We start from the raw sequence: 25,111 nt of genomic DNA on the forward strand, positions 1-25,111 counted from the left end.
ACGACCTTTCGGGCTATCAGTTCGCGGCGGCGAGTTCGGCGGCCTTGTCGGCTCCGCCGTCCATCGTGTCGGTGAGGGTCACCAGCGGGTGTCCGGCCTGCTCGAGGATCGCGCGGCCCTCCTCCACGTTGTTGCCGTCGAGGCGCACGACGAGCGGCTTGGTGGCCTGGTCGCCGAGGATCTCGAGGGCCTTGACGATGCCGTTGGCGACGGCGTCGCAGGCGGTGATCCCGCCGAACACGTTGACGAACACGCTCTTGACCTGCTCGTCGCCGAGGATGACGTCGAGGCCGTTGGCCATGACCTCGGCCGAGGCGCCGCCGCCGATGTCGAGGAAGTTCGCCGGCTTCACGCCGCCGTGGTCCTCCCCGGCGTACGCGACGACGTCGAGGGTCGACATGACGAGTCCCGCGCCGTTGCCGATCACGCCGACCTCGCCGTCGAGCTTGACGTAGTTGAGGCCGAGCTTCTTGGCCTTGAGCTCGAGCGGGTCCTCGGCATCGATGTCGTGGAGGTCCGCGTGGTCCTCGTGGCGGAAGTCGGCGTTCTCGTCGAGCGAGACCTTGCCGTCGAGCGCGATGATGTCGCCGGCCGCGGTCGACACGAGCGGGTTGACCTCGACGAGGGTGGCGTCCTCGGCGTCGAACACGGTCCACAGCTTCTGCAGCACCACGGCGATCTTGGATGCGACGTCGCCCTCGAACCCGGCGGCGGCGACGATCTCCTGGGCCTTCGCGGCGTCGATCCCGGTGAGCGGGGACACGGCGACCCGGGCGAGCTCCTCGGGACGCTCCTCGGCCAGGGTCTCGATGTCCACGCCGCCCTCCCTGGAGCACATGGCGAGGTAGGTGCGGTTGGCGCGGTCGAGGAGGATCGAGAAGTAGTACTCCTCGGCGATGTCCGCGCCCTCGGCGATCATGACCTTCTTGGTGATGTGGCCCTTGATGTCGAGGCCGAGGATCTCCTCGGCCTTCTCCTTGGCCTCGGCCGGGTCGTGGGCGAGCTTGACGCCGCCGGCCTTGCCGCGGCCGCCGATCTTGACCTGCGCCTTGACGACGACGGTGCCGCCGCCGAGCGCCTCGGCCGCGGCCTGCGCCTGTTCGGGGGTGTCGGCGACCTGTGCGCGGAGCACGGGCACCCCGTGCTTCTCGAAGAGGTCACGCGCCTGATACTCGAAAAGATCCACGTGTGTTCCTTACGTCCGTGCGCGCCCGGTCCGGGTCCGGATCGACCGTGGCCCTGCGGGCGCGCCGCTTGCGGGTGGGTATGAAGCGAATCAACCGCTTCCCACACTAGTCGCTCATCCGAGTGCGGACACAAGCGACCCGGCCGAACGTGGACGCCGGCCCCGGCCCGAGGCGCCCGCCGCACCCGAACCGCGCTCCCGTCGCCCGCACGCAGCCCGCCTGCCGCTCCCCGTCGCCCGGCCCCGCGCCGGCCCCACGGCGGCGTCGCCCCGGCCCCGCGCCGGTCCCGCCCGAAACCACGCCGGCCTCGCCGTCAAGAATCTTGAAGCACCGGTATCTTGACGGCGACGTATCATGGGGGCATGGATGAGGTCGACCGGATCGTCGCGGCGTGGCGCCATGAGCGCCCCGACCTCGACGTGTCCCCGATGGAGGTCCTGTCGCGCGTGTCGCGCCTGTCGAAGCAGCTCGACAAGGCCCGCAAGGTCACCTTCCACAACCACGGACTCGAGGTGTGGGCCTTCGACGTGCTGTCCGCGCTCCGGCGCTCCGGCGCGCCGTATCAGCTCTCCCCCTCCCGCCTCATCGGCGAGATGATGGTGACCTCGGGGACGATGACCAATCGGATCGACCGCCTCGTCACCGCCGGCTGGGTCTCCCGGCACCCCGACCCCGCGGACCGCCGCGGCGTGCTCGTGCGGCTCACCGCGGCCGGGCAGGCCAAGGTCGACGGAGCGCTCGCGGAGCTCCTCGTCCTCGAGGCCGAGCTCCTCGCGCAGCTCTCCGCCCCGCAGCGCCGCAAGCTCAGCGAGCTCCTGCGCCAGCTCTCCACCGGGTTCGACGGCGAGGACGAATGAGCGACCGGCACCGCACCGAGTCCGATCGCCGCGAGCTCGCGTTCGACGGCGCGCTCAACCTCCGCGACCTCGGCGGGCTCCCGACCGCTCACGGCCCCACCCGGTTCGGCCGGGTGGTCCGCGGGGGCCGGCGCGAACGCCTCACCGCGGAGGGCTGGCGGCAGCTCGCGGCGTACGGGATCGGGCACGTCATCGACCTCCGCACCCCCGCCGAGGTGCACCGCCGCCCCAGCGACCCGCCCGTTCCCGCGACCGCCTGGGAGTCCTTCGACATCCTCCAGCTGCCGGTCGAGGACTTCGCGGTCGCGGACTACGTCGACGCGCTCGACCACCCCTATCTCAACCACCCCAAGCACTACCCCCTGCTCCTCGACCACTTCCCCGCCGAGCTCGCCGCGGTCATGCGCGCGCTCGCCCGGATCGCCCGGCTCCCGGCCGCTCAGGCCTCTCCCGACTCGCCCCGCCCCGGCGTCTGCATCCACTGCTCGGCCGGCCGCGACCGGACCGGGCTGGTCTCCGCGTGGCTGCTGCAGCTCGCCGGCGTCGCCGACCGCGACATCATCGCCGACTACCGGCGCTCCCTCGACCGGGTCAACGAGTACCACCGCACCTCCGGCCACCCGGTGGAGAAGTACGAGCCGCCCGCGGTGTTCGAGCCCTGGGCCCGCTCCCGCACCGAGGCACTCGCCGAGTTCCTCGCGGCGCACCCCGCCGCCGAGGTGCTCCCCCGGCTCGGGCTGACCGCGCACGAGGTGGCCGCTCTCGCCTCCCTCCTCGCCCCGCAGGGCTCCCGGCCGGCGCCGCCCGCCGGATGAGCACCATCCGCCGGGTGCGCGCCGTCCGCCGGATGAGCCCCGCGGGTCGATCGGGCACTACCGTGCGGACCTGCCCTGCGGCGTTGCTCCCTGACCGCGCCGCCGCTCACCCCTAGACTGCACGTGACCGTCGACGTCCCCCAGCTGAAGGTGATGAGTGTGCGCCAGCGCTTCCTGACCGTTCCCGCAGCCGCTGCGTGCGCGCTGCTCGCCCTCACCGGCTGCGAGGCGACCGGCACCGAGCGCCCGGACCCGCGGCCCTCGGTGAGCCCCGAGGTGGCGACCCCCGTCGAGACCCCGGACTCCGCTCCCGCGATCACGCTCGTCGACGTGTCTCCCGGCGGGCCCGTCGAGGGCGATCCCGTGTGGTCCGGGCTGCAGACCGCCTCGGCGGACGGCGAGGACGCCTACCTCGACGTCTACGTCCACAGCTACCAGGAGCCCAGCGCGGAGGGCGAGGTCACGCTCACGCCGTCGACCCCGGACAGTGTGAGCATCACCCTCCCCGCCGAGGCGGTCGATGCCGAGCGGGCGCCGTTCTACCGGATCCTCGGCACCTTCGCAGTCACCGAGGTCGGGTCCTCGGCGTACACCCTCGAGTCCGTGAGCACGGACGAGATCGCCGAGGTCAGGCCCACCGGTCCGAGCACCGAGGAGCGGTGCACGGCCGAGGACGCGAACGAGCGGATCGAGCAGGCCGCCCAGCAGCTCGCCGACGACCCGGGATCCCGGGAGGAGCTGCGGCTGCTGTGGGCGAGCGCGCCCGAGGTGTGGTGGGGCATCCAGCGCACGGCGGCGACGCTCGGGGACTCCGAGGGCGAGGCGGCCGGCGACTTCCTCACCGAGGCCTGCGGACAGCACCTGGGCTGAGCCCTACTTCTTCTTCGAACCGCCCACGCTCTTCGTCGGACCGCTCCTGCGCGTGGAACGGCTGGAGCGCCCCGCGCCCTCCGCGCGCTCAGCACTCCCCGCACCGTCCACGCCGACTTCGCCGTCCGTGCCCTCGCCGCTCGCGGCGGCGACCTTCGCGGACAGTGCGTCCTGGGCGGCCCGGGCCTGCGCCTCGTGCTCGGTGATCGCGGCACCGTAGGCGCGCAGCGAGGGCGGGGCGAACAGCGCGACGATACACAGCACTGCCGGCACGATCGAACCGACGGGCAGCAACCAGCCGGAGCCGAGCACCGACAGGCCGAACAGGATGAGCAGCACCTGCCAGGCGACCGTCGCCGGCCGCGCCCAGCGGTGCATCCGGTAGAGCCCCATGATCACGGCGACGAGGCCGAGCGCGAGCACGCCGAACATCACCGCGAGCGACAGCAGCGAGGTTGCGACATCGGTGCTCCCGGAGCGCGAGAGCACGACGAAGAATCCGGCGGACACGAGGAGGGCGGCGACCTCGACGGCCACCATCGCGAGTGCGGCCCACACCGTCCACGGCCGGCGGACCGCGGTGGGCTCGGGCCGCTCGGTCACAGAGTGATCCGCTCGAATCCGGGGATCAGGATCTCATCGATGAAGCGCTCGCGGGCGTCGAGCGGGATGAACGCACAGCCGAGCGCGTTGACCGTCGCCCACTCGAGGTCGCTCTGGTCCCAGCCGGCCTCGTCGACGAGGAGGCGCATCTCGCGGGTCACCGAGGTCGCCGACATCAGCCGGTTGTCGGGGTTGACGGTGACGGCGAACCCGAGGTCCTTGAGCCCGGTGATCGGGTGGTCGGCGATCGAGCCGGCGGCCCCGGTCTGGAGGTTCGACGAGGGGCACAGCTCGAGCGGCACCTGGTGGTCGAGGATCCAGGCGGCGAGCCGGCCGAGCGTGCCGTTGCCGTCGACGACGTCCATGTCCTCGACGATCCGCACGCCGTGGCCGATCCGCTGCGCGCCGCACACCTGCACGGCCTCGAGGATCGACTCCACACCCGCGGCCTCGCCGGCGTGGATGGTGACCGGGAAGCACTCGCGGTGGAGAAAGTCGAAGGCCTGGAGGTGGGCGGCCGGCGGGTTGCCCGCCTCGCCGCCGGCGATGTCGAAGCCGACCACGCCGGTGTCGCGGTGGCGGATCGCGAGCTCGGCGACGGCGAGCGAGTTGTTCGCGTGCCGCATGCCGGTGAGGATCTGCCCGGTGCGGATGACGCGCCCGGCCTCGGCGGCGATCGCCTCGCCCTCGTCGAGGCCGGCCTGGACCGCGATCACGGCGGCATCCATGTCGAGGTCGGCGCGCAGGTGCTGCTCGGGCGCCCAGCGCGCCTCGGCGTAGAACACGCCGTCGGCCACCTGGTCGAGCACCCATTCGCGGGCCACCCGGGTGAGGGCGGGCGCGGTCTGCATGACCGCGATGGTGTTCTCGAAGGTCTCGAGGTAGCGGGTGAGGTCACCGGAGTTCGCAGACGCGGAGAACCACGCGGCGAGATCGGCCGGGTCGTCGGCCGGCAGCGTGTGGCCGGCCTCGCTGGCGAGCTCGACGATCGTCGCGGGCCGCAGCCCGCCGTCGAGGTGATCGTGCAGCGACACCTTGGGGAGTCGGAGAATCGGGTCATCGGCGTCGACTCCGTGGGGAGTCGGGAAGAGTGTCTGGTCCACGCGACCAGCCTACGCCACTGCCCCGGGTCCCCCGATCAGGTGCGGAGCCTCATGGGCCGGGTCTGCTCAGTCGGCGCCGGGGACGTCGATCTCGCCGGCTCTGATCCGGTCGCGGACCTCGGCGATGTCGCGCGACAGCCCGGCCACGGTGCTCAGCAGGCCGTCGGAGGCGACGACCTCGACCCCGCCGTTGTCCATCGTGCCGGTGTACTCCGGGGTGCGCACGCCGATCTCGCCGATCGTGCGCTCCTCCCCCGCAGGCTCCTCGATCTCGCCGGCGAACCCGGTCTCCGGCCAGCCGGCGACCGTCGACTGGAAGCCCGCCGCGACGTTCGGCACGGTCGAGGCGATGACGTGCTCGCCCAGACCGTCGTCGAGCGTGCGCGCGCCGTCGGTGCCGTACCAGATCAGGGTCGGGTCGATCGTCTCCTCCGGGTCCTCGTCGGACCCGCCGTCGCCCTCGCCGATCTCCGGCCCGCCGACTCCCGCCGCCGCCGTGCTGGGCCCGGCTGTGCCGTCGGTGCCCTCGGCGCCGTCCGCGGCCGCCTCGTCGCTCGGCGCGTAGTGCTCGGCGAACACGTCGAGCACCCCGCTCGCCGCACCCGAGGCGAAGGGCACGATGACGTCGGCCCCGGCCTCGAGCGCGGCCTCGGTATACTCGCGCCCGGCCGCCGGGGTGTCGTCGACGGTGCGACGGGACACCGAGCCCTCCCGCAGCCCGGCGACCTCGGACCCGGTGTCGATGCCGCGCTGCTCGACCCCGGCATCGAAGGCGGCGAGGAGCTCCTCGCCGCCGGCGAACCCGCGGGAGACGAACATCGCCACGGTGCCGGTCTCCGAGCTCGCCGCCGCGGCGTAGCCGGCGATGAACGCGGGCTCGCGCAGGTCGAAGTCGATGGTGACGACGTTGTCCGGGTAGTCGGTGCCGCCGGTGGCGACGGCGAGCCACGCGGTGTCGGGGGCCCGGGCGGCGACGGCAGCGAGCGCCTCGGCCCCGCCGGGGCCCACGAGCGCGCCGAGCGAGCAGTCCCCGCCGGCGTAGCGGCCGAGCGCCTCCTCGGTGCCGGCGAGCGTGCTCACGCGCTGGGAGGACGTCGAGGCGAGGAACCCTGCGGACTGCGCATGGGACAGCTCACCGAAGCTCAGCTGGCCGATCGACCGGTCGGCGAAGCCCGCCGGGGCGGAGACCATGCAGCCGGTCGTCGTCGCCGGAGCGGCCTCCTGCGGCTGCGCCCCGCACGCGGTGAGCAGCGCGGCCGCGGCGAGACCCGCCGCCGCGCCCGGAGCCCGGCGTGCGGTCGTCATCGCAGTCCCAGCGCCTTGAGGGCGGTGGAGGCGAACACGCGCACCCCCATCTCGAGAGCGCCCTCGTCGACGAGGAAGTCCCCCTGGTGGATGTCGTAGGTGACGCCGCCGGGCGTCCGGGTGCCGAGTCGCACGAGGGCTCCTGGGCAGTGGGTGAGGTACCAGGCGAAGTCCTCCCCGCCCATCGACTGCGGGGTGAGCTGCACGCTGTCCTCGCCGAGCTCCTCCTTGACGGCGGCCTCGATGAGCGCGACCTCCGGCTCGGTGTTGACCACCGGGGGCACGCCGCGCCGGTGGGTGAGCTCGACCTCGACCCCGAACGGCCCGGTGATCCGGTCGACGAGCCCGGGGAGCACCTCGGCGACCTGATTCCAGCCGTCGACGTCGAGGCACCGCAGGGTGCCCATGATCGAGCCCTCGTTGGGCACGACGTTGGCCGCGTGCCCGGCCTCGATCGCGCCCCACACGAGCGAGATCGCGTGGCGCGGATCGATGAGCCGGTGGAGGGTGGCGGGCAGGTCGGTGGCGACCTTGCCGAGCGCGTAGACGAGGTCCTCGGTGAGGTGCGGGCGCGAGGTGTGGCCGCCGTGGCCGCGCAGCCGCACGATGACGGTGTCGCCGGCCGCGGTGATCGCCCCGATGCGCGATCCCACGTGCCCGACGTCGACGTTCGGATCGCAGTGGATCGCGAACACCTGCGGGACGTCGGCGAGCGCACCCTGCTGGATCACGGTGAGCGCTCCGCCGGGCGTGACCTCCTCCGCGGGCTGGAAGATCAGGCGCACGGTGCCGCCGAGCCCGCCGGGCCGGCTGCGGTGCATGTCGGCCAGCACGATCCCGGCGCCGACGAGGGCGCTGAGGTGGATGTCGTGCCCGCACGCGTGGGCGACGCCGGGCACGGTGGAGACGAAGTCGGTGCCGGTGAGATCGTCGAGCGGGAGGGCGTCGATGTCGGCGCGCAGCGCGAGCGCGAGCGGCCCGGAGCCCACCTCGCACACGACCCCGGAGCCCTCGAGCCGCCGCGGCCGGAGCCCGGCGGCGGTGAGCGCTGCGACGATCCGGTCGGTGGTGCGGAACTCCTGGAAGGACAGCTCGGGGTGCGCATGGATGTCGCGTCGGAACCCGACGAGGGAGTCGAGGTGGGGAGCCAGGGCGGATCGGATCACGCGCACTCGGTCTTTCGGATGGACGACGAACGGACGGACGGCACCGGAGACATCGCGGTGGACGACGGGGTGATCCCCGATTCTAGTCCCGATGACGAGCGCACATGACACCGGATGACGTTCCGTGACAGCCGAGCGCCGGACGCCGCGCGGAGGTGCGTCACAGCACGTCCTCCCGCCCGATCTCCGCGGCGCGGGCGACGGCGCGCTTGACGTCCTGCGCGTGCGAGCGCGCGGCGACGAGCAGGGCGTCGGCGGTGTCGACGACGACGACGTCGTGGAGGCCGACGATCGCGATCAGCCGGTCCTGATCGGACATGACCACGCCGGAGGCATCGATGTCGACGACGTCGACCTCGCGGCCGACCGAGAACACCCCGTGCTCCTCGCCGCGCACCGGCTGGCGCAGCTTCGCCACCGAGTCGAAGTCCCCGACGTCGTCCCAGCCGAAGTCCCCGGGGATGACGACGACCCGGCCGGCCGCCGCGGCGGGCTCGGCGACGACGTAGTCGATCGCCTTCTTCTCCAGCCCCGGCCACACCTCTGCGAGCACCCGCTCGCGCTCCGCGCCGGGGGCGGCGTCGGCGATCTCCCGCAGTCCGGCGTGGAGCTCCGGGGCCTGCTCCGCCATGACCGCGAGCAGCGCATCCGCACGGGCGATGAACATCCCCGCGTTCCAGCGGTAGGAGCCGGAGTACGTGTACTCGCGGGCCCGGCCGGCCGCGGGCTTCTCGACGAATGCGAGGGCGCGGCGGGCGGCGGGCGCGGCGGGCAGCGCGAGCAGCGGCCCGGTCCGGATGTAGCCGTAGGCGGTGGCGGGGTAGGTGGGGGTGATGCCGATGGTGACGATGTCCCCGCCGGTCGCCGCGGCGCACGCCTGGGCGATGACCGCGGTGAATTCGTCGACGTTGGTGATCGAGTGGTCGGCGGAGAAGGAGCCGATGATCGCATCAGGGTCCTCGTCGGCGATGAGCATGGCGGCCAGCCCGATCGCCGCGGCCGAGTCCTTGGGGCTGGGTTCGGCGAGGATCCGGTCCGCCCCGAGGCGCGGCAGCTGCTCCCGCACCGCCTGGACATGGGGTGCGCCGGTCACCACGGTGATTCGGTCCGGGGAGACGAGCGCCTCGACCCGGTCCCAGGTCGACTGCAGCAGCGAGCGGCCCACGCCCAGGACGTCGTGGAGGAACTTCGGGGCGTGCGCCCGCGACACCGGCCACAGCCGGGTGCCGGATCCCCCGGCGGGGATCACCGCGTGGAAGTGCGGGTCCGCGAGCGGCACAGCAGGAGCGGCGGGCGCGCCGGCGACAGGTTCAGGGGCAGGTTCAGGGGCAGGGGCATCGGCGATCATCCCACCCATTGTGGTCGACTCCCCGCACGGGTCCGCTGAGCGACCCGCCGCGCACCGGATCCCGCGCCCGGGGCGCAGCGCGGCTCCCCGGCCCGCGGCCGCCCCGCACAGCGCCGATGCGCGGCGGAGAGTCGCAGCGGATAGTCCGTGATGAATACCGCACACTTCTGTCCGGTATATATCTTTCGGACGCGAGGAGTCCGAATGCTGGTCAGCGCGGTGCGCGGTTCTCTCATGAAATGCGCAGGAAGCGTGCGTTTCGATTGGCACCGCTGGGAAAACCGGCGTAACTTCATGAGGTAACCCAAATGCTCGTATCCACTTGGAGGATGCCCCGTGGCCAAAGCGTCTACGGGCACTCTGTACCGAGGGAACGAAGGGATGTGGTCCTGGGTCGCGCACCGCGTGACCGGCGTCGGCATCTTCTTCTTCCTGCTGGTGCACGTGCTCGACACAGCACTCGTTCGCGTCTCGCCGGAGGCGTACAACGCCGTCATCGCGACCTACAAGACCCCGCTCATGGGACTCGCGGAGATCGGCCTCGTCGCCGCCATCGTGTACCACGCCTTCAACGGCCTGCGGGTCATCCTGGTCGACTTCTGGAAGGGCGGCCCGAAGAACCAGCGGAAGCTGTTCTGGGGAGCCATGATCCTGTGGCTCGTCGTGATGATCGGCTTCCTCCCCCGCCACCTCATGCACGTCTTCGGAGGCTGATGAGAATGACTGCTTCGACCATTCCCGCACCCCGCACAGGCTACACGCGCCACGCCTCGACGCGCTCGAAGACCGAGCTCTTCGCCTGGCTCTTCATGCGCCTGTCCGGCATCGTGCTCGTCGTCCTGATCTTCGGCCACCTGTTCGTCAACCTGTGGCTCGGCGACGGCGTCAACGCCATCGACTTCGGCTTCGTCGCCGGCAAGTGGGCCAATCCGTTCTGGCAGATCTGGGACCTCGTCTTGCTGTGGCTGGCGATGGTTCACGGCACCAACGGCATGCGCACGATCATCGCCGACTACGCCGAGCGCCCGGGCACCCGGATCGCGCTGCAGGTGGTGCTCTACGTCGCCTCCGCGATCATCATCACGCTCGGCACCCTCGTGATCTTCACCTTCGAGCCCTGCCCCGTCGGCGCCGACCCGGCTCTGCTCGCTTCCTTCTGCACCGCCGGCTGACGCAGGCACTACAAGGAGAACTGAATTCTATGCAGGTACATGAGTACGACGTCGTCATCGTCGGCGCCGGCGGCGCGGGCATGCGAGCGGCCATCGAGTCCGGGCAGCGGGCCCGAACCGCGGTGCTGACCAAGCTCTACCCCACGCGTTCGCACACCGGCGCGGCCCAGGGCGGCATGTGCGCGGCCCTCGCCAACGTCGAGGAGGACAACTGGGAGTGGCACACCTTCGACACCATCAAGGGCGGCGACTACCTCGTCGACCAGGATGCCGCGGAGGTCATGGCCAAGGAGGCGATCGACGCCGTCCTCGATCTCGAGAAGATGGGTCTGCCCTTCAACCGCACGCCCGAGGGCCGGATCGACCAGCGCCGCTTCGGCGGGCACACCCGCGACCACGGCAAGTCCCCGGTGCGCCGCGCCTGCTACGCCGCGGACCGCACCGGCCACATGATCCTCCAGACGCTCTACCAGAACTGCGTCAAGCACGGCGTCGAGTTCTACAACGAGTTCTACGTGCTCGATCTCGTCATGACCGAGGTCGACGGCGTGCGCCGCCCCGCCGGCGTCGTCGCCTACGAGCTCGCCACCGGAGAGATCCACGTCTTCCGGTCGAAGGCCGTGGTGTTCGCCACCGGCGGCTTCGGCAAGGTCTTCAAGACCACCTCGAACGCCCACACCCTGACCGGCGACGGCGTCGCGGTGACCTACCGCCAGGGCCTCCCCCTCGAGGACATGGAGTTCTTCCAGTTCCACCCGACCGGCCTCGCCGGCCTCGGCATCCTCCTGTCCGAGGCCGCCCGCGGCGAGGGCGCGGTGCTGCGCAACTCCGACGGCGAGCGCTTCATGGAGCGCTACGCCCCCACCATCAAGGACCTCGCCCCGCGCGACATCGTCGCCCGGTCGATGGCCAACGAGGTGCGCGAGGGACGCGGCTGCGGTCCGAACAAGGACTACGTGCTCCTCGACCTCACCCACCTCGAGCCGGCGCACATCGACGCCAAACTGCCCGATATCACCGAGTTCGCGCGCACCTACCTCGGCGTGGAGCCCTACACCGAGCCGGTGCCGGTGTTCCCGACCGCCCACTACGCGATGGGCGGCATCCCGACGAACATCAAGGCCGAGGTGCTGTCGAACAACACCGACGTCGTCCCCGGCCTCTACGCCGCTGGCGAGTGCGCCTGCGTGTCCGTGCACGGCTCCAACCGTCTCGGCACGAACTCGCTGCTCGACATCAACGTGTTCGGCAAGCGCGCCGGCATCGCCGCCGCGGAGTACGCCGCGACCGCCGTCATGCCGGAGCTCCCGGAGGGCCCGGAGGCCCGCGTCGTCGACATGATCGAGTCGATGCGCACCGCCGACGGCACCGAGTCGGTGGCCGCGATCCGCAAGGACCTGCAGGACGTGATGGACGCCGACGTGCAGGTATTCCGCACCGACGAGACCCTCCGCAACGCCCTCGACGTCATCGCGACGCTGCGGGAGCGCTACGCGAACGTCGGGATCCAGGACCGCGGCAAGCGCTACAACCTCGACCTGCTCGAGGCGATCGAGCTTGCCTTCCTGCTCGAGATCGCCGAGGTCGTGGCGGTCGCCGCGATCCACCGCAAGGAGTCGCGCGGCGGTCACTTCCGCGAGGACTTCCCCGATCGCGACGACGAGAATTTCATGCACCACACGATGACCTACCTCGACCCCGACAGCGAGTCCGAGGGCATCAAGGGCATGCGTCTGGAGACCAAGCCCGTCGTCATGACCCGTTACCAGCCGATGGAGCGTAAGTACTGATGAGTGCGAATCCCGAGACCACCACCGCAGAACCGGCATCCAAGGTCGACATCCCCGATCACCTGGGCGGGGGCGGCGGCGAGATCCCGTCGTTCGACTGCACCATCCGGATCGCCCGCTTCGACCCCGAGAAGGACTCCGAGCCGCACTGGGAGGACTACACGGTCACGATGCACGGGACCGACCGCGTGCTCGACGCCCTCCACAAGATCAAGTGGGAGATCGACGGCTCGCTGTCGTTCCGCCGCTCGTGCGCGCACGGCGTGTGCGGTTCCGACGCGGTGCGGATCAACGGCCGCAACCGGCTCGCCTGCAAGACCCTGCTCAAGGACCTCGACACCGACAAGACCATCACGGTCGAGGCGATCAAGGGTCTGCCGCTGGAGAAGGACCTCATCGTGGACATGGAGCCGTTCTTCCAGTCCTACCGCGAGGTCATGCCGTTCCTCATCACCGACGGCATCGAGCCCACCCGTGAGCGCCTGCAGTCCGCGGAGGACCGTGAGCGCTTCGACGACACCACGAAGTGCATCCTGTGCGCCGCGTGCACGAGCTCGTGCCCGGTGTTCTGGACCGACGGCCAGTACTTCGGCCCGGCCGCGATCGTCAACGCCCACCGGTTCATCTTCGACAGCCGCGACGAGGGCACGGACTTGCGCCTCGAGGTCCTCAACGACCAGGAGGGCGTGTGGCGCTGCCGCACGACCTTCAACTGCACCGAGGCGTGCCCGCGCGGCATCCAGGTGACCAAAGCGATCGCCGAGGTCAAGCGGGCGCTCCTCACCCGCGCCTTCTGACCCCGGCGGGCCCGCCGGACCGGCACCGCCCGCACCCGCACAGCGCAGCCGAAGCGCCCGGACCCCGCTCCGGGCGCTTCGTGCATCCACCCCGGTCCGCGGACGCAGCGCATAGACTTCTCGTGTGTTCGATGCTCTCCGCGGCCCCGCCGCCCTCCTGCTCCCCGCCGTCCTGCTCCTCGCGCCCGCGGCCGGACCGCTGTCCACCGCCGGGCCGGCAGGGCTCCTCGGCGCCGGGCCGGTGCCTGCGCTCGCCGCCCCCGAGCCCGCGCCGGAGGAGTCCGAGCCGATCTACGCCTCCCCCGACCTCGGCCCCGGCACCCCGGCTCCCGAACCCGTCGCCGAGGCGTGGATCGTCGCCGACCTCGACTCCGGGGAGGCGTTCGCCGCCCACGAGATCGACGCCGGCCGGGCGCCGGCCTCGGTGATCAAGCTCCTCACCGCGCTCGCCCTCGTCGAGGTGCTCGACGACCCCGAGCAGGTCTACGAGCCGGTGTTCGCGGACATGGCCGTCGACGGCACGAAGGCGGGGATCGTCCAGCAGAACGAGTACACGGTCGACGACCTGTTCCACGCGATGCTCATGTCGAGTGCGAACGACGCCGCGCACGCGCTCGGCAACGCCGTCGGCGGGCAGGACGAGGCGGTGCGGCTGATGAACGCGAAGGCCGCGGAGCTCGGTCTCACCGGCACGGTGGCGCGCAACACCTCGGGCCTCGATGCGGAGGGGCAGGTGACGACGGTCGCCGACCAGATGATCGTGGCCCGCGCGGTCCTCCGCGACGACTACCTCATGGGGATCCTGCGCACGGAGACCTACGACTTCCCCGGAGCCACGGACCCCGACACCGGTGAGAAGGTCGCCGGCTACGAGATCGGCAACCACACGCGGGTCGTCGGTGAAGTCGACGGCGGGCTGGGACTGAAGAACGGCTACACGGAGGCCGCGAAGGGCTCCTTCGTCGCCGTCGTCGAGCGCGACGGGAAGACCTATGCCTCGGCGGTGCTGACGAGCGACAACGGCACCCGCCGGGCCGCGCTCGACCTCATCGAGTGGGCCTTCAACCAGGATGACCCCGAACCCGTCGCCGAGGTCCGCCTCACTCCGGAGCCGACCGCCGGGCCGACGCCGACGGAGTCCACCGCCGCCCCGGCCGCAGACGTCACCGGCGGGGCCGAGGCGTCGGACTCCGGTGCCTTCGATGCGCGCATCCTGTTCGCGGCCGCCGGCGCGGTGCTGCTCCTCGGCACGTTCGGCTTCGTGCTGCTGCGCCGCCGCAGCACCGCCCGCGCGCCACACTCCTGACCCCGGTTCGGAGTGTGGGGCTCTCGGCAGCATGTGGTGGCGCTGTTCGCCCGGCTCTCCTCCACAAGCCCCACACTCCACTTCGAGGCGGGCCGTCTCAGGGCCGGACCGAGTGCTGAGCGCGGCCCGGCTCAGATCGCGGAGATGATCCCGCGTTCGGTGAGCTTCGAGGCCAGCCCCGCGCCGTCGCTGGCGTAGACCCAGGGCACCCCGGTGCCGCGGCCGCCCTGCTGCGAGCGACCGCCGGCCCACACCGCCTCGCCGACGGTGAGCTGCCGGATCGCGACGGCGGCGACGTTGTCCGGGTGGTTCTCGACGAACTCGCCGTAGATCGCCTCGTCGTGCTGGCCGTCGTCGCCGACGAGCAGCCACTTCATGGTGGGGAACTCGCGGGCGAGCCGTTCGAGCGTGGAGCGCTTGTGCTCCTGCCCGGAACGGAACGCCCGGGTGGCTGTCGGGCCCCAGTCGGTGAGCAGCAGCGGGCCGTCCGGGTAGAGGTTGCGCCCGAGGAACCGCTTGAGGGTGGGTGCGACGTTCCAGGCGCCGGTCGACAGGTAGATGATCGGCGAGTTCGGCCGCATGTAGGTGAGCCGGTCGTAGAGGACCGACATGCCCGCCACGGGATTGCGGGCGTGCTCGTCGAGCACGAAGGTGTTCCATGCCGCGAGCATGGGACGCGGCAGGGCGGTCACCATGACCGTGTCGTCGATGTCGGAGATGATCCCGAAGGTCTGCTCCTGCCCGATGATGCGCACCGTCGCACGGTCGACGAGGGAGTCGGTCGTCCACATCTCGATCTCCACCGGACCCGGGGCGAAGTCCCCGGGGATGACCGCATCGACGATCCCGCCGCGGTCGGCGGTCACCATGTGCTCGGTGTCGCCGACCCGCACCCACGCGGTCTCGTCCGACAGCGGCACGTTGCCGAAGGAGCGCCAGCCGCGGATGCTCGCCTTCGTGTCCGCGGCCGGCTGCCCGGTCTTGGTGAGCACGACCCGGGCGAGCACGCGGATGCTCGTCTGCGTGCCGTAGGAGTCGTAGGCGATGACGGTGGGGCGCCAGTCGCGCTTGCGGACCACACCGCGCGCCCACTCGTGATAGCGGTCCTCCCACCGGGCTGCGGTGTGGAAGACCTCGGGGGACAGATTGAGCGGAGTCTGATTCTTCATGGCCACGAGTGCATTGTCCCACGGATCACGGCGTGCGCCGCGCCCGCCGGGGAACTCGGGGACCGCGCTCACGGACCGAAAGGCACCTTGTCGAACAGCCGCCACTGCCCGGACGCATCGTGGAAGTACACCCCGAAGCCGTGCGCCATGAATCGGGCCTCGAATCCGGCGTACTCGCGGTAGGCGCGCTCGAGCTCCTCCTCGCACACGTCCTGGGCGATCGTGACGTGCGGGTGGTAGGGGAAGGCGAGGTGCTGGTTGAGCACGCCGTGGCGCAGCCGGCTCGACAGGGTCTGGCACTCGGAGATGCCGCGGGCCACGGAGATGAACACCACCGGCGAGGTCGGCATGAATGTGCCGGAGCCGCGCAGCTCGATGACGAACGGCGAGGTGTCGTTGGCGACGGCGCGGATGTGGGCGCGCACCACCGGCCAGGAATCACCGGGGATCTCCATCGGCGGGATCACGGTGATGTGGGTGGGCACGGTCGCCGCCCGCTCGTCCCCGTACCCCAGCCGCGCTGTGCGCAGCTCGGTGGCATAGGGGTCCGGGACGTCGAGGGTGATGCCGAGGGCGACCATTCCGTCCGCATCGGGAGCCGGCATCGCCGGGGCGTCCGGGGGCGCGCCCCAGCGGGGGCCGACGGTCTCAGCGGGAGAGGAATCCGACACGGGCGTACACGTCCTCGATGGTTCGACGGGCGATCGCCTCGGCGCGGTCCGCGCCGGCGTGGAGGATCCGCTCGAGCTCGGCCGGGTCGTCGAGCAGCTCGTGCGTGCGCTCGCGCACCGGGGTCAGCGATTCGACGGCGAGCTCGGCGAGTGCGACCTTGAGGTGGCCGTACATCTTCCCCTCGAACTGCGCGACGATCGACTCGATCGGCTCCCCGGAGAAGGAGGAGTAGATGGTGAGGAGGTTGGAGACGCCGGGCTTGGTCTCCGGGTCGTAGGCGATGACGGTGTCGTTGTCGGTCACGGCGGACTTGAACTTCTTCGTCAGCGCCTTCGGCTCGTCGAGGACGTCGATCCGCCCGGCCGGGTTCGCCGCGGACTTCGACATCTTGGCCCCCGGGTCCTGGAGGTCGTAGATCTTCGCCGTCTGCTTGAGGATCCCGGGCTCCGGCACGGTGAAGGTCTGCCCGTAGCGCTGGTTGAAGCGCCCGGCGAGGTTGCGGGTGAGCTCGAGGTGCTGCCGCTGGTCCTCCCCCACCGGCACGACGTTGGCCTGGTAGAGCAGGATGTCGGCGGCCATCAGCGCGGGGTAGGTGAGGAGTCCGAGGGAGATGTGCTCGTTCTTCGCGGCCTTGTCCTTGAACTGGGTCATCCGCTGCGCCTCGCCGAGCGAGGCGGTGCACTCGAGCACCCAGCCCAGTTGAGTGGTCTGCGGGACGTGGGACTGGATGAAGATCGTCGACTTCTCCGGGTCGAGCCCGGAGGCGATGAACTGCGCGGCGGTGCGCAGGGTGCGCTCCCGCAGCTCGACGGGGTCCTGCTCGACGGTGATCGCATGCATGTTGGCGATGAAGAAGAACGCGTCGTGCGTCTCCTGCTGCTCGACGAACTGCTGCAGCGCCCCGATGTAGTTGCCCAGGTGGAGGGAGTCCGAGGTGGCCTGGATCCCGGAGAGGGAACGGGGACGGTGCTGCGATTCGGAGGTCTGCGTCATGGTGCCCATTGTGCCACTGCGCTCGCCCGGGCGCGGACTCGGCCCGACCCCCTACGCCGCCTCCCTGGGCGCTGTTCGATAACGATTCGGACGTCATTCTCGGTTTCCCGGCCGGCTCGGTTGGACAAACGGTACGGGGCGGGTGCACCCTGGACTGTCTGTCAGCGACCGCACAGACACAGTGGTGCGAACTGCCAGGCTCCCCAAGAGCGTGCAGGCCGCACCACGCCCGCACCGCAGAACCGCAGCACCCGCAGGTCAGTGCAGACCGCGGTCGCCGCGCATCGTTCCGCACACATCATTTCCCGTTAAGGAGCACGCATGTCGGTTGAGTACGTCAAGACCGATGAGACCCTGCCGCCCGTGGCGGTCGTTGAGAGGCCGCGCTGGACCCCGACGAAGATCGTCATCTGGGTCGCCATCGCCCTCATCGCCGCGATCGGCTGGGTCATGGTCGCCTTCGTCCGGGGCGAGAACCTCAGCGCGAGCTGGTTCGTGGCCGCCGCCGTCGGCAGCTACCTCATCGCCTTCCGGTTCTACGCCAAGTTCATCGAGTGGAAGATCTGCCGCCCCGACCCGAGCCGCGCCACCCCGGCCGAGCTCAAGGACAATGGCCGCGACTTCACCCCGACCGACCGCCGCGTGCTCTTCGGCCACCACTTCGCCGCGATCTCCGGCGCCGGTCCGCTCGTCGGCCCGATCCTCGCCGCCCAGATGGGCTACCTGCCCGGCACGCTATGGATCATCTTCGGCGTCATCATCGCCGGCGGCGTGCAGGACTACATGGTCCTCTACTTCTCGATGCGCCGGAACGGCCGCTCGCTCGGCCAGATGGCCCGCGACGAGCTCGGCCGGGTCGGCGGCTTCATCGCCTCGGTCGGCATCCTGCTCATCATGACGATCCTCATCGCGGTGCTCGGCGTCGTCATCATCAACGCCCTCGCCGAGTCCCCCTGGGGCGTGTTCTCGATCGCGATGACCATCCCGATCGCCGTGTTCATGGGCGTCTACATGCGCTACCTGCGCCCCGGCCGGGTCATCGAGACCTCGGTCATCGGCGTCGCCCTGCTCGTGCTCGCGATCATCGCCGGCGGCTGGGTGCACAACAACCCGGTCTGGGCCGAGGTGTTCCACCTCGACAAGACCACGCTCGCCTGGTGCCTGATGATCTACGGCTTCTTTGCCGCGGTCCTGCCCGTGTGGGTGCTGCTCGCCCCGCGCGACTACCTCTCGACCTTCATGAAGATCGGCACCATCGTGCTGCTCGCCGTCGGCATCCTCGTGGTCAACCCGACCGTGCAGATGCCCGCCGTCACCGAATTCGCCTCGAACACCTCGGGACCGGCCTTCGCCGGCGCCCTGTTCCCGTTCCTCTTCATCACCATCGCCTGCGGCGCCCTCTCCGGCTTCCACGCGCTGATCTCCTCGGGCACCACCCCGAAGCTCATCGAGAAGGAGAGCCAGGCCCGCCTCATCGGCTACGGCGGCATGCTCATGGAGTCCTTCGTCGCGATCATGGCGCTCGTCGCCGCGGTCTGCCTCGACAAGGGAATCTACTTCGCGATGAACGCCGCGGAGCCGCTCACCGGCGGCACCCCGCAGGGCGCCGCCGACTTCATCAACAACTCGCTCGGCATGTCCGGCGTCCAGACCTCGGCGGAGTACCTCGACCAGGCCGCGAAGGACGTCGGCGAGGAGTCGATCATCTCGCGCACCGGCGGTGCCCCGACGCTCGCGATGGGCATGGCGCACATCCTCCACAACGTGTTCGGCGGTCCGGCCTGGATGTCGTTCTGGTACCACTTCGCGGTGATGTTCGAGGCGCTCTTCATCCTCACCACGATCGACGCCGGCACCCGCGTGGCCCGCTTCATGCTCGGCGATGCGCTCGGCAACTTCATCCCGAAGTTCCGCGATCCCTCGTGGAACATCGGCGCCTGGATCACCACCATCGTCATGGTCGGCGCCTGGGGGTCGATCCTCCTCATGGGCGTGACGGATCCGCTCGGCGGCATCAACACGCTGTTCCCGCTGTTCGGCATCTCCAACCAGCTGCTGGCGGCGATCGCACTGGCGGTGGTGTTCGCCCTGGTCTGCAAGTCGGGGTACGCGAAGTACGCGTGGATCCCCGGCATCCCGCTCGTCTGGGACCTCGCGGTGACGATGACCGCGTCGTGGCAGAAGATCTTCTCCTCGGATCCCAAGCTCGGCTACTGGGCGCAGCACTTCGCCTACCGCGATGCCGTGGCCGCCGGCGAGACCTCGCTCGGCACCACCGAGGGTGTGGAGGCGATGAACGCCGTCGTCCGCAACACCTTCATCCAGGGCACCCTGTCGATCATCTTCGCCGTGGTCGTGCTCATGGTCGTGGTCATGGCGCTGTGGGCGGCCTTCAAGTCGATCACCGCGCGCGAGCCGCTGCCGACGACGGAGGAGCCCTACCGGCCGACCCGCCGGTTCGCGCCGGCCGGGCTCATCGCGACCAAGGCGGAGAAGGAGGTCCAGGCCCAGTGGGATAAGCTGGAGCCCTCCGCCGTCCGCCAACGGGAGCACTCATGAGCACGAGCACCTCGGGCACCGCGACCCCTGCGAGCACCGTCGTCCACCGGATCGCCGCACCGTTCCGGGCCGTCCACTGGTACCTCAAGGAGGTCATGGGGGAGAACGCCTACCTCCATTACCTCGAGTCGTTCGAGCGCCGTCACGGCACGCGCGACGGGGCCATGGGCGAGCGCGAGTTCTGGCGCGATCTGACCGACGAGCAGGACCGCAACCCCAAGGTCCGGTGCTGCTGAGCCATCGGCTCTGACCGGGCCGCCCACGAGGGCCGTCGAGGTGATCATCACCTCGGCGGCCCTCGTCGCGTCCCGGCCCCAGAACTCGATTTCCGAAGGTTCCTGAGAGCGGATCCGCGATCCTCTGCGATCTCGATCTCCCGCACCCCGGGTTGCCTCCACTACCGTAAGAAGTGCGGCGCGGACCGCGCCGCACACTTTCCGATGGGAGAATCACTATGAGAGCTGCCCGCTACTACGACCGTAAGGACATCCGGATCGAGGAGATCCCCGAGCCGGAGCTGAAACCCGGAGCAGTCGCCATCGATGTCGCCTGGTGCGGCATCTGCGGCACCGATCTGCACGAGTACCTCGAGGGTCCGATCTTCATCCCGCCGAAGGGTTCACCGCACCCGATCTCCGGCGAGGAGGCCCCGGTGACCATGGGCCACGAGTTCTCCGGCACCGTCACCGCGCTCGGCGAGGGCGTCACCGACCTCGAGGTCGGGCAGAACGTCGTCGTCGAGCCCTACATCATCCGCGACGACGTCGAGGTCGGCCCCGGCCGCTCCTACCACCTCTCCCCCGACATGAACTTCATCGGCCTCGGCGGCCGCGGAGGCGGGCTGTCGGAGAAGATCGTCGTCGAGCGCCGCTGGGTCCACCCGATCGGCGACATCCCGCTCGATCAGGCCGCTCTCATCGAACCGCTGTCCGTGGGCCACCACGCCTTCGTGCGCAGCGGAGCGGGATCCGGTGATGTCGCGCTCGTCGGCGGGGCGGGCCCGATCGGCCTGCTCACCGCGGCCGTGCTCAAGGCCGAGGGGCTCACCGTCTACATCTCGGAGCTCAGCGAGGCCCGCAAGGCGAAGGCCCGGGAGACCGGGGTGGCCGACGAGGTGTTCGACCCGCGCGAGGTCGACGTCGCCGAGCGCGTCCGTGAGCTCACCGACGGCCAGGGCGCCGACGTGGGCTTCGAGTGCAGCTCGGTGCCGGTGGTCCTCGACACCCTCATGGACGCAGTGCGCCCGAACGGCGTCATCGTCAACGTCTCGATCTGGGGCAGAAAGCCCGAGGTCGACATGCCGACGCTCGTGCTCAAGGAGATCGACCTGCGCGGCACGATCGGCTACGCGAACGATCACCCTGCGACCATCCGTCTCGTGCAGGAGGGGCGGATCGATCTCGCCCCGTTCATCACCGGACGGATCGGGCTCGACGGACTCGTGGACGAGGGGTTCGACCAGCTCATCAACAACAACGAGGAGCACGTCAAGATCCTCGTCGATCCGAACGCCTGATCCCGCCGGCGACGGTCACCCGGCCGGTGCACCGCGCACGGGGCCGCCGAGGTGATCATCACCTCGGCGGCCCTCGTCGCGTCCGGCCGTGCCCGGGTCATTCCCCGGCGGCGAGGCCCGGCAGGTCGTAGTCGATGACGAGCGGGGCATGGTCGCTCCACCGCTCGCCCCAGGTCGCGGCCCGGTCGACCCGGGCGGCCCGCGCGGCGGCGGCGAGCTCAGGCGTCGCCATCTGGTAGTCGATCCGCCAGCCGGCGTCCGTGTCGAAGGCCTTGCCGCGCATCGACCACCAGGTGTAGGGCCCGGGCACCTCGCCGGACAGCCGCCGGTGGACGTCGACGTAGCCGAGCTCCCCGAAGAACCGATCGAAGTAGGCCCGCTCCTCCGGCAAGAATCCGGCTTTCTTGCGGTTCGCCTTCCAGTTCTTGATGTCGAGCTCGGTGTGGCCGACGTTGAGGTCGCCGGTGACGAGCACGTGGTCGGCGGCGGCCCGGAGCTCGGGCAGCCGGACGAGCATCCGGTCAAGGAACCGGTACTTGTCGTCCTGCTTGGGGGTGCCCGCCTCCCCGGAGTGGACGTAGGCGGACACGACGGTCAGCGTGCTGCCGTCGGCCAGTCGGTGGTCGGTCTCGATCCACCGCCCGGACCGCGCGAAGTACTCCTCTCCGATCCCCACGCGCACTGCGTCCGCCGGGCTCCGCGACAGGACGGCGACGCCGGCCCGGCCCTTCGCCTCGGCGTCGGCGCTGTACACCGCGTACCCGCACCCGTCGAGCACGCCCTCGGCGATCTCGTTCGGGGCGCGGACCTCCTGGAGCGTGACGATCTCCGCACCCGCGCTCTCGAGCCACGGGCTCATCCCCTTGCGCCAGGCGGCGCGCACACCATTGACGTTGACTGCAGCGATTCGGATCATGGGGCAATCCTCGCACGCTCCGTGAGACGACTGCTCTCCGTCGGCCGCAGCACGTAGACTGTGTCCACAGCACTGCTTCCGAAGGAGGACGCCATGACCGACACGCCGTCGACATTCGACCTGGACCAGCTCACCATCCATCCGCTCGACGAGGTCGATGCCATGGAGCTCCGCGATTTCCTCGCCGAGCAGTCCTCGCACTTCTGGGGCGACAAGGATCTCAGCGAGGAGCACGACCCGTACTGGTTCCGCCAGATGGCATCCGGGGGTCTCGTCGCCCGCTTCCGCAACGAGATCGTGGGGTACCTGCTGGGCTGCTTCCCCAAGGACGGCCCGTCCTACATCCACCTCGTCGCCGCGCACGACGACTTCCGCCACCGCGGGATCGGCCGGCGTCTCTACACCGCCTTCATCGACCGCGCCCGCCGGCTCGGCGAGGACGAGGTCGAAGCGACGACGGTGCCGGAGAACAGCGACGCGATCTCCTTCCACTCCTCGCTCGGCTTCGAGGCCGAGCTCGTGAGCGACTACGCCGGCCCCGGTGTGGCGCGCGTGCTCTTCCACATGAAGCTCTGACGCGGGAGCGTGCGCGGCCGACCGTGCACGCCGGCATCGCTTCGGATCGCAGCGGGCCCGGAACTCCAGGGGAGTTCCGGGCCCGCTGTCGTCGTCCGCGTCTCTCAGGCCGGCCCGGCCTGCCGTTCGGCGATCTCGACGACGTTGCGCAGGAGCAGCGCCCGGGTCATCGGGCCCACTCCCCCGGGGTTCGGGGAGAGCCAGGCGGCGACCTCGGCCACCCCGGGATCGACGTCGCCGACGATCCGGCTCCTGCCGGTCTCCGGATCCTCCACCCGCGACACCCCGACGTCGAGCACGATCGCACCGGGGGCGACCGCCTCGGGCGTGACGAGCCCGGCGGACCCCGCGGCGGCGACGATGACGTCGGCGGTGCGCAGCACCTCGTCGAGGTTCCGGGTGCCGGTGTGGGTCAGGGTCACCGTCGCGTTGTGCTCCCGCCGGGTGAGCAGCGATCCGATGGACCGGCCCACCGTGACGCCGCGGCCGACGACCACGACGTGCTTCCCGGCGAGCTCGATCCCGTTGCGCTCCATGAGCTCGATGACCCCGCGCGGGGTGCACGGCAGCGGCGAGGCGATCGGCCGGTTGGCGTTGAGCACGAGCCGCCCGAGGTTCATCGGATGGAGGCCGTCGGCGTCCTTGTCCGGGTCGACCCGCTCGAGCACGGCATCGGTGTCGATGTGGTCCGGCAGCGGCAGCTGCACGATGTAGGCGGTGCACTCCGGGTCGGCGTTGAGCTCGTCGATGACCGCGTCGAGCTCCTCGGCGCTGATCGATTCCGGCAGGTCCTTCCGGATCGAGCGGATGCCGATCTGCTCGCAGTCGCGGTGCTTGCCGGCCACGTAGGACTGCGAGCCGGGGTCCTCGCCCACGAGCACGGTCCCGAGGCCGGGCACGACACCGGACTCCCGGAGCTTCGCGACGCGCTCCCGCAGCTCGTCCTTGATCGCCGCCGCGGCGGCCTTCCCGTCGAGGATCTGCGCGCTCATCAGTACTGCTCCAGACCCTCGTAGAGCGGGAAGTCGGCGGCGAGCTTCGCGACCCGTCCCCGCAGCGCCTCGACATCGGGGCCGGGCTTGAGCGCCTCGGCGATGATGTCGGCGACCTCGGTGAACTCCGCGGCCCCGAAACCGCGGGTGGCGAGCGCCGGGGTGCCGATCCGCAGGCCCGAGGTGACCATCGGGGGCCGCGGGTCGAAGGGCACGGAGTTGCGGTTCACCGTGATGCCGACCTCGTGGAGGAGGTCCTCGGCCTGCTTCCCGTCGAGCTGCGAGTTCCGCAGGTCGACGAGCACGAGGTGGACGTCGGTGCCGCCCGACAGCACCGTCGCACCGGATTCGGCGACGTCGGAGGCGAGCAGCCGCTCGGCGAGGATGCGTGCTCCCTCGAGGGTGCGCTCCTGACGCTGGACGAACTCCTCGGTCCCGGCGAGCTTGAAGGCCACGGCCTTGGCCGCGATCGCGTGCATGAGCGGGCCGCCCTGCTGGCCGGGGAACACCGCGGAGTTGAGCTTCTTCGCGTGCTCCGGGTCGCGGCTGAGGATGAAGCCCGAGCGCGGGCCGCCGATCGTCTTGTGGACGGTGGAGGACACGACGTCGGCGAGCGGCACCGGGTTCGGGTGGAGTCCGGCGGCGACGAGACCGGCGAAGTGCGCCATGTCGACCCACAGGGCCGCCCCGACCTCGTCGGCGATCGAGCGGAAGGCCTCGAAGTCGAGCTGCCGCGGGTAGGCCGACCAGCCGGCGACGATGACCTTGGGCCGGTGCTCGAGCGCCCGCTGCCGCACGACGTCCATGTCGATGCGGTAGGTGTCGGGGTCGACCTCGTAGGAGGCGATGTCGTAGAGGCGGCCGGAGAAGTTGATCTTCATCCCGTGGGTGAGGTGGCCGCCGTGGGCGAGGTCGAGGCCGAGGAGCTTGTCGCCGGCCCGGGCGAAGGCGTGCATGACGGCGGCGTTGGCGGAGGCGCCCGAATGGGGCTGGACGTTGGCGTACTCGGCGCCGAACAGCGCCTTCGCCCGCTCGATCGCGAGGTTCTCCGCGATGTCCACGGCCTCGCAGCCGCCGTAGTAGCGGCGACCCGGGTAGCCCTCGGCGTACTTGTTCGTCAGCACCGAGCCCGAGGCCTGCAGCACGGCGCGCGGGACGAAGTTCTCCGAGGCGATCATCTCCAGGGAGTCGCGCTGGCGGGCGAGCTCCTGGTCGAGGACCGCGGCGATCTCCGGGTCGACTGCGCCGAGCGAGGCGGTCATCGAATCGGGTGCTTCATTCATTCCTGTGACTCCTTGCGACGGTGCAGCTGCGGCCGGCCGACCGCACGGGCCCAATCCTAGTCCACACCCCGGTCGCCGCCACGAGCCCGCAGCCGGCCCCGCACCCGGTCCGCCTG

The 25,111-nt window shown here is 70.7% G+C and carries 24 protein-coding genes; 12 read left to right on the forward strand and 12 right to left on the reverse strand.

Annotated elements, in window-relative coordinates; genetic code table 11:
* Positions 1 to 16: 16 nt before the first annotated feature.
* Positions 17 to 1,186 carry an ADP-forming succinate--CoA ligase subunit beta gene (gene sucC, locus ABD883_RS03330; protein ID WP_345029842.1) on the reverse strand — a complete coding sequence of 390 codons (1,170 nt, stop codon included), beginning with the start codon at positions 1,184 to 1,186 and terminating at the stop codon, positions 17 to 19.
* Positions 1,187 to 1,549: 363 nt separating this feature from the next.
* Between sucC and ABD883_RS03335 the strand changes: the two genes are divergently transcribed.
* The 3 genes from ABD883_RS03335 (at position 1,550) to ABD883_RS03345 (ending at position 3,729) form a co-directional block, all read left to right on the forward strand.
* On the forward strand, positions 1,550 to 2,044 hold the full coding sequence (locus tag ABD883_RS03335) for a MarR family winged helix-turn-helix transcriptional regulator (RefSeq protein ID WP_137317928.1): 495 nt from the start codon (positions 1,550 to 1,552) through the stop codon (positions 2,042 to 2,044).
* A complete protein-coding gene (locus tag ABD883_RS03340; RefSeq protein WP_345029846.1) occupies positions 2,041 to 2,859 on the forward strand; it encodes a tyrosine-protein phosphatase in 819 nt (272 codons plus the stop codon). Before ABD883_RS03335 ends, ABD883_RS03340 begins: the two co-directional genes overlap by 4 nt.
* Positions 2,860 to 2,982: 123 nt before the next feature.
* Positions 2,983 to 3,729 (forward strand): hypothetical protein, encoded by a 747-nt coding sequence (locus ABD883_RS03345; RefSeq protein ID WP_345029847.1) that lies wholly within the window; start codon positions 2,983 to 2,985, stop codon positions 3,727 to 3,729.
* Positions 3,730 to 3,732: 3 nt separating this feature from the next.
* Here ABD883_RS03345 and ABD883_RS03350 read toward each other — a convergent pair whose 3' ends face one another.
* From ABD883_RS03350 to ABD883_RS03370, 5 genes are all read right to left on the reverse strand, one after another.
* A complete protein-coding gene (locus ABD883_RS03350; RefSeq protein ID WP_345029849.1) occupies positions 3,733 to 4,332 on the reverse strand; it encodes a hypothetical protein in 600 nt (199 codons plus the stop codon).
* Positions 4,329 to 5,435, reverse strand: coding sequence for an adenosine deaminase (locus ABD883_RS03355; RefSeq protein WP_345029851.1), 1,107 nt, complete (start codon positions 5,433 to 5,435; stop codon positions 4,329 to 4,331). The genes ABD883_RS03350 and ABD883_RS03355 overlap by 4 nt, the downstream gene beginning before the upstream one ends.
* 66 nt (positions 5,436 to 5,501) lie before the next feature.
* The gene (locus tag ABD883_RS03360; RefSeq protein WP_137317933.1) at positions 5,502 to 6,740 is read right to left on the reverse strand and encodes a BMP family ABC transporter substrate-binding protein; all 1,239 of its coding nucleotides are present in this window, start codon (positions 6,738 to 6,740) and stop codon (positions 5,502 to 5,504) included.
* Positions 6,737 to 7,906, reverse strand: coding sequence for an amidohydrolase (locus tag ABD883_RS03365; RefSeq protein ID WP_137317934.1), 1,170 nt, complete (start codon positions 7,904 to 7,906; stop codon positions 6,737 to 6,739). The genes ABD883_RS03360 and ABD883_RS03365 overlap by 4 nt, the downstream gene beginning before the upstream one ends.
* 160 nt (positions 7,907 to 8,066) lie before the next feature.
* Positions 8,067 to 9,254 (reverse strand): mannose-1-phosphate guanylyltransferase, encoded by a 1,188-nt coding sequence (locus ABD883_RS03370; protein WP_345029855.1) that lies wholly within the window; start codon positions 9,252 to 9,254, stop codon positions 8,067 to 8,069.
* A 336-nt stretch (positions 9,255 to 9,590) separates the two neighbouring features.
* On the opposite strand from ABD883_RS03370, the gene sdhC reads away from it, so the two are divergent.
* From sdhC to ABD883_RS03395, 5 genes are all read left to right on the forward strand, one after another.
* Positions 9,591 to 9,968 carry a succinate dehydrogenase, cytochrome b556 subunit gene (gene sdhC / locus ABD883_RS03375; RefSeq protein ID WP_137317935.1) on the forward strand — a complete coding sequence of 126 codons (378 nt, stop codon included), beginning with the start codon at positions 9,591 to 9,593 and terminating at the stop codon, positions 9,966 to 9,968.
* 5 nt (positions 9,969 to 9,973) lie between these two features.
* Positions 9,974 to 10,426, forward strand: coding sequence for a succinate dehydrogenase hydrophobic membrane anchor subunit (locus tag ABD883_RS03380; protein ID WP_137317936.1), 453 nt, complete (start codon positions 9,974 to 9,976; stop codon positions 10,424 to 10,426).
* Between the two features lie 29 nt (positions 10,427 to 10,455).
* Entirely contained in the window at positions 10,456 to 12,216 is a 1,761-nt protein-coding gene (gene sdhA / locus ABD883_RS03385; protein WP_137317937.1) for a succinate dehydrogenase flavoprotein subunit, read from the forward strand.
* Complete coding sequence (locus ABD883_RS03390; RefSeq protein ID WP_137317938.1) at positions 12,216 to 13,013, forward strand: succinate dehydrogenase iron-sulfur subunit; 798 nt, start codon at positions 12,216 to 12,218, stop codon at positions 13,011 to 13,013. The genes sdhA and ABD883_RS03390 overlap by 1 nt, the downstream gene beginning before the upstream one ends.
* Positions 13,014 to 13,137: 124 nt before the next feature.
* Entirely contained in the window at positions 13,138 to 14,319 is a 1,182-nt protein-coding gene (locus ABD883_RS03395; protein WP_247618337.1) for a D-alanyl-D-alanine carboxypeptidase family protein, read from the forward strand.
* A 131-nt stretch (positions 14,320 to 14,450) separates the two neighbouring features.
* On the opposite strand, the gene ABD883_RS03400 is transcribed toward ABD883_RS03395, so the two are convergent.
* The 3 genes from ABD883_RS03400 to trpS all read right to left on the reverse strand — a co-directional run bounded on the left by ABD883_RS03400 (position 14,451) and on the right by trpS (position 17,153).
* The gene (locus tag ABD883_RS03400) at positions 14,451 to 15,488 is read right to left on the reverse strand and encodes an App1 family protein phosphatidate phosphatase (RefSeq protein ID WP_137317940.1); all 1,038 of its coding nucleotides are present in this window, start codon (positions 15,486 to 15,488) and stop codon (positions 14,451 to 14,453) included.
* A gap of 68 nt (positions 15,489 to 15,556) precedes the next feature.
* Positions 15,557 to 16,159: a 2'-5' RNA ligase family protein gene (locus ABD883_RS03405; protein WP_137317941.1), complete on the reverse strand. Its 603-nt coding sequence runs from the start codon at positions 16,157 to 16,159 to the stop codon at positions 15,557 to 15,559.
* Positions 16,137 to 17,153 (reverse strand): tryptophan--tRNA ligase, encoded by a 1,017-nt coding sequence (gene trpS / locus ABD883_RS03410; RefSeq protein WP_425548414.1) that lies wholly within the window; start codon positions 17,151 to 17,153, stop codon positions 16,137 to 16,139. The genes ABD883_RS03405 and trpS overlap by 23 nt, the downstream gene beginning before the upstream one ends.
* Positions 17,154 to 17,474: 321 nt before the next feature.
* Between trpS and ABD883_RS03415 the strand changes: the two genes are divergently transcribed.
* The 3 genes from ABD883_RS03415 (at position 17,475) to ABD883_RS03425 (ending at position 21,228) form a co-directional block, all read left to right on the forward strand.
* On the forward strand, positions 17,475 to 19,712 hold the full coding sequence (locus ABD883_RS03415) for a carbon starvation CstA family protein (RefSeq protein WP_137317943.1): 2,238 nt from the start codon (positions 17,475 to 17,477) through the stop codon (positions 19,710 to 19,712).
* Entirely contained in the window at positions 19,709 to 19,948 is a 240-nt protein-coding gene (locus tag ABD883_RS03420) for a CstA-like transporter-associated (seleno)protein (RefSeq protein WP_137317944.1), read from the forward strand. The genes ABD883_RS03415 and ABD883_RS03420 overlap by 4 nt, the downstream gene beginning before the upstream one ends.
* A gap of 218 nt (positions 19,949 to 20,166) precedes the next feature.
* Positions 20,167 to 21,228 carry a 2,3-butanediol dehydrogenase gene (locus tag ABD883_RS03425; RefSeq protein ID WP_137317945.1) on the forward strand — a complete coding sequence of 354 codons (1,062 nt, stop codon included), beginning with the start codon at positions 20,167 to 20,169 and terminating at the stop codon, positions 21,226 to 21,228.
* A gap of 97 nt (positions 21,229 to 21,325) precedes the next feature.
* Here ABD883_RS03425 and ABD883_RS03430 read toward each other — a convergent pair whose 3' ends face one another.
* Positions 21,326 to 22,144: an exodeoxyribonuclease III gene (locus ABD883_RS03430; protein ID WP_137317946.1), complete on the reverse strand. Its 819-nt coding sequence runs from the start codon at positions 22,142 to 22,144 to the stop codon at positions 21,326 to 21,328.
* Between the two features lie 93 nt (positions 22,145 to 22,237).
* Here ABD883_RS03430 and ABD883_RS03435 point away from each other — a divergent pair, with 93 nt between their 5' ends.
* Entirely contained in the window at positions 22,238 to 22,720 is a 483-nt protein-coding gene (locus tag ABD883_RS03435) for a GNAT family N-acetyltransferase (RefSeq protein WP_137317947.1), read from the forward strand.
* A gap of 104 nt (positions 22,721 to 22,824) precedes the next feature.
* On the opposite strand, the gene ABD883_RS03440 is transcribed toward ABD883_RS03435, so the two are convergent.
* Positions 22,825 to 23,712: a bifunctional methylenetetrahydrofolate dehydrogenase/methenyltetrahydrofolate cyclohydrolase gene (locus ABD883_RS03440; protein ID WP_137317948.1), complete on the reverse strand. Its 888-nt coding sequence runs from the start codon at positions 23,710 to 23,712 to the stop codon at positions 22,825 to 22,827.
* The gene (glyA, locus tag ABD883_RS03445; RefSeq protein WP_137317949.1) at positions 23,712 to 24,995 is read right to left on the reverse strand and encodes a serine hydroxymethyltransferase; all 1,284 of its coding nucleotides are present in this window, start codon (positions 24,993 to 24,995) and stop codon (positions 23,712 to 23,714) included. Before glyA ends, ABD883_RS03440 begins: the two co-directional genes overlap by 1 nt.
* Positions 24,996 to 25,111: the final 116 nt, after the last annotated feature.

Source organism: Brevibacterium pityocampae (assembly GCF_039541555.1).
Classification (GTDB): Bacteria; Actinomycetota; Actinomycetes; order Actinomycetales; family Brevibacteriaceae; genus Brevibacterium; species Brevibacterium pityocampae.

Excerpts from the sequence above, each read along its gene's own strand:
- ABD883_RS03335 (WP_137317928.1), top strand. The coding sequence starts at position 1,550 with ATGGATGAGGTCGACCGGATCGTCGCGGCGTGGCGCCATGAGCGCCCC.
- ABD883_RS03340 (WP_345029846.1), top strand. The coding sequence starts at position 2,041 with ATGAGCGACCGGCACCGCACCGAGTCCGATCGCCGCGAGCTCGCGTTC.
- ABD883_RS03360 (WP_137317933.1), bottom strand. The coding sequence starts at position 6,740 with ATGACGACCGCACGCCGGGCTCCGGGCGCGGCGGCGGGTCTCGCCGCG.
- ABD883_RS03370 (WP_345029855.1), bottom strand. The coding sequence starts at position 9,254 with ATGATCGCCGATGCCCCTGCCCCTGAACCTGCCCCTGAACCTGTCGCC.
- ABD883_RS03380 (WP_137317936.1), top strand. The coding sequence starts at position 9,974 with ATGACTGCTTCGACCATTCCCGCACCCCGCACAGGCTACACGCGCCAC.
- sdhA (WP_137317937.1), top strand. The coding sequence starts at position 10,456 with ATGCAGGTACATGAGTACGACGTCGTCATCGTCGGCGCCGGCGGCGCG.
- ABD883_RS03390 (WP_137317938.1), top strand. The coding sequence starts at position 12,216 with ATGAGTGCGAATCCCGAGACCACCACCGCAGAACCGGCATCCAAGGTC.
- ABD883_RS03400 (WP_137317940.1), bottom strand. The coding sequence starts at position 15,488 with ATGAAGAATCAGACTCCGCTCAATCTGTCCCCCGAGGTCTTCCACACC.
- trpS (WP_425548414.1), bottom strand. The coding sequence starts at position 17,153 with ATGACGCAGACCTCCGAATCGCAGCACCGTCCCCGTTCCCTCTCCGGG.
- ABD883_RS03415 (WP_137317943.1), top strand. The coding sequence starts at position 17,475 with ATGTCGGTTGAGTACGTCAAGACCGATGAGACCCTGCCGCCCGTGGCG.
- ABD883_RS03420 (WP_137317944.1), top strand. The coding sequence starts at position 19,709 with ATGAGCACGAGCACCTCGGGCACCGCGACCCCTGCGAGCACCGTCGTC.
- ABD883_RS03425 (WP_137317945.1), top strand. The coding sequence starts at position 20,167 with ATGAGAGCTGCCCGCTACTACGACCGTAAGGACATCCGGATCGAGGAG.
- ABD883_RS03430 (WP_137317946.1), bottom strand. The coding sequence starts at position 22,144 with ATGATCCGAATCGCTGCAGTCAACGTCAATGGTGTGCGCGCCGCCTGG.
- ABD883_RS03435 (WP_137317947.1), top strand. The coding sequence starts at position 22,238 with ATGACCGACACGCCGTCGACATTCGACCTGGACCAGCTCACCATCCAT.
- ABD883_RS03440 (WP_137317948.1), bottom strand. The coding sequence starts at position 23,712 with ATGAGCGCGCAGATCCTCGACGGGAAGGCCGCCGCGGCGGCGATCAAG.
- glyA (WP_137317949.1), bottom strand. The coding sequence starts at position 24,995 with ATGAATGAAGCACCCGATTCGATGACCGCCTCGCTCGGCGCAGTCGAC.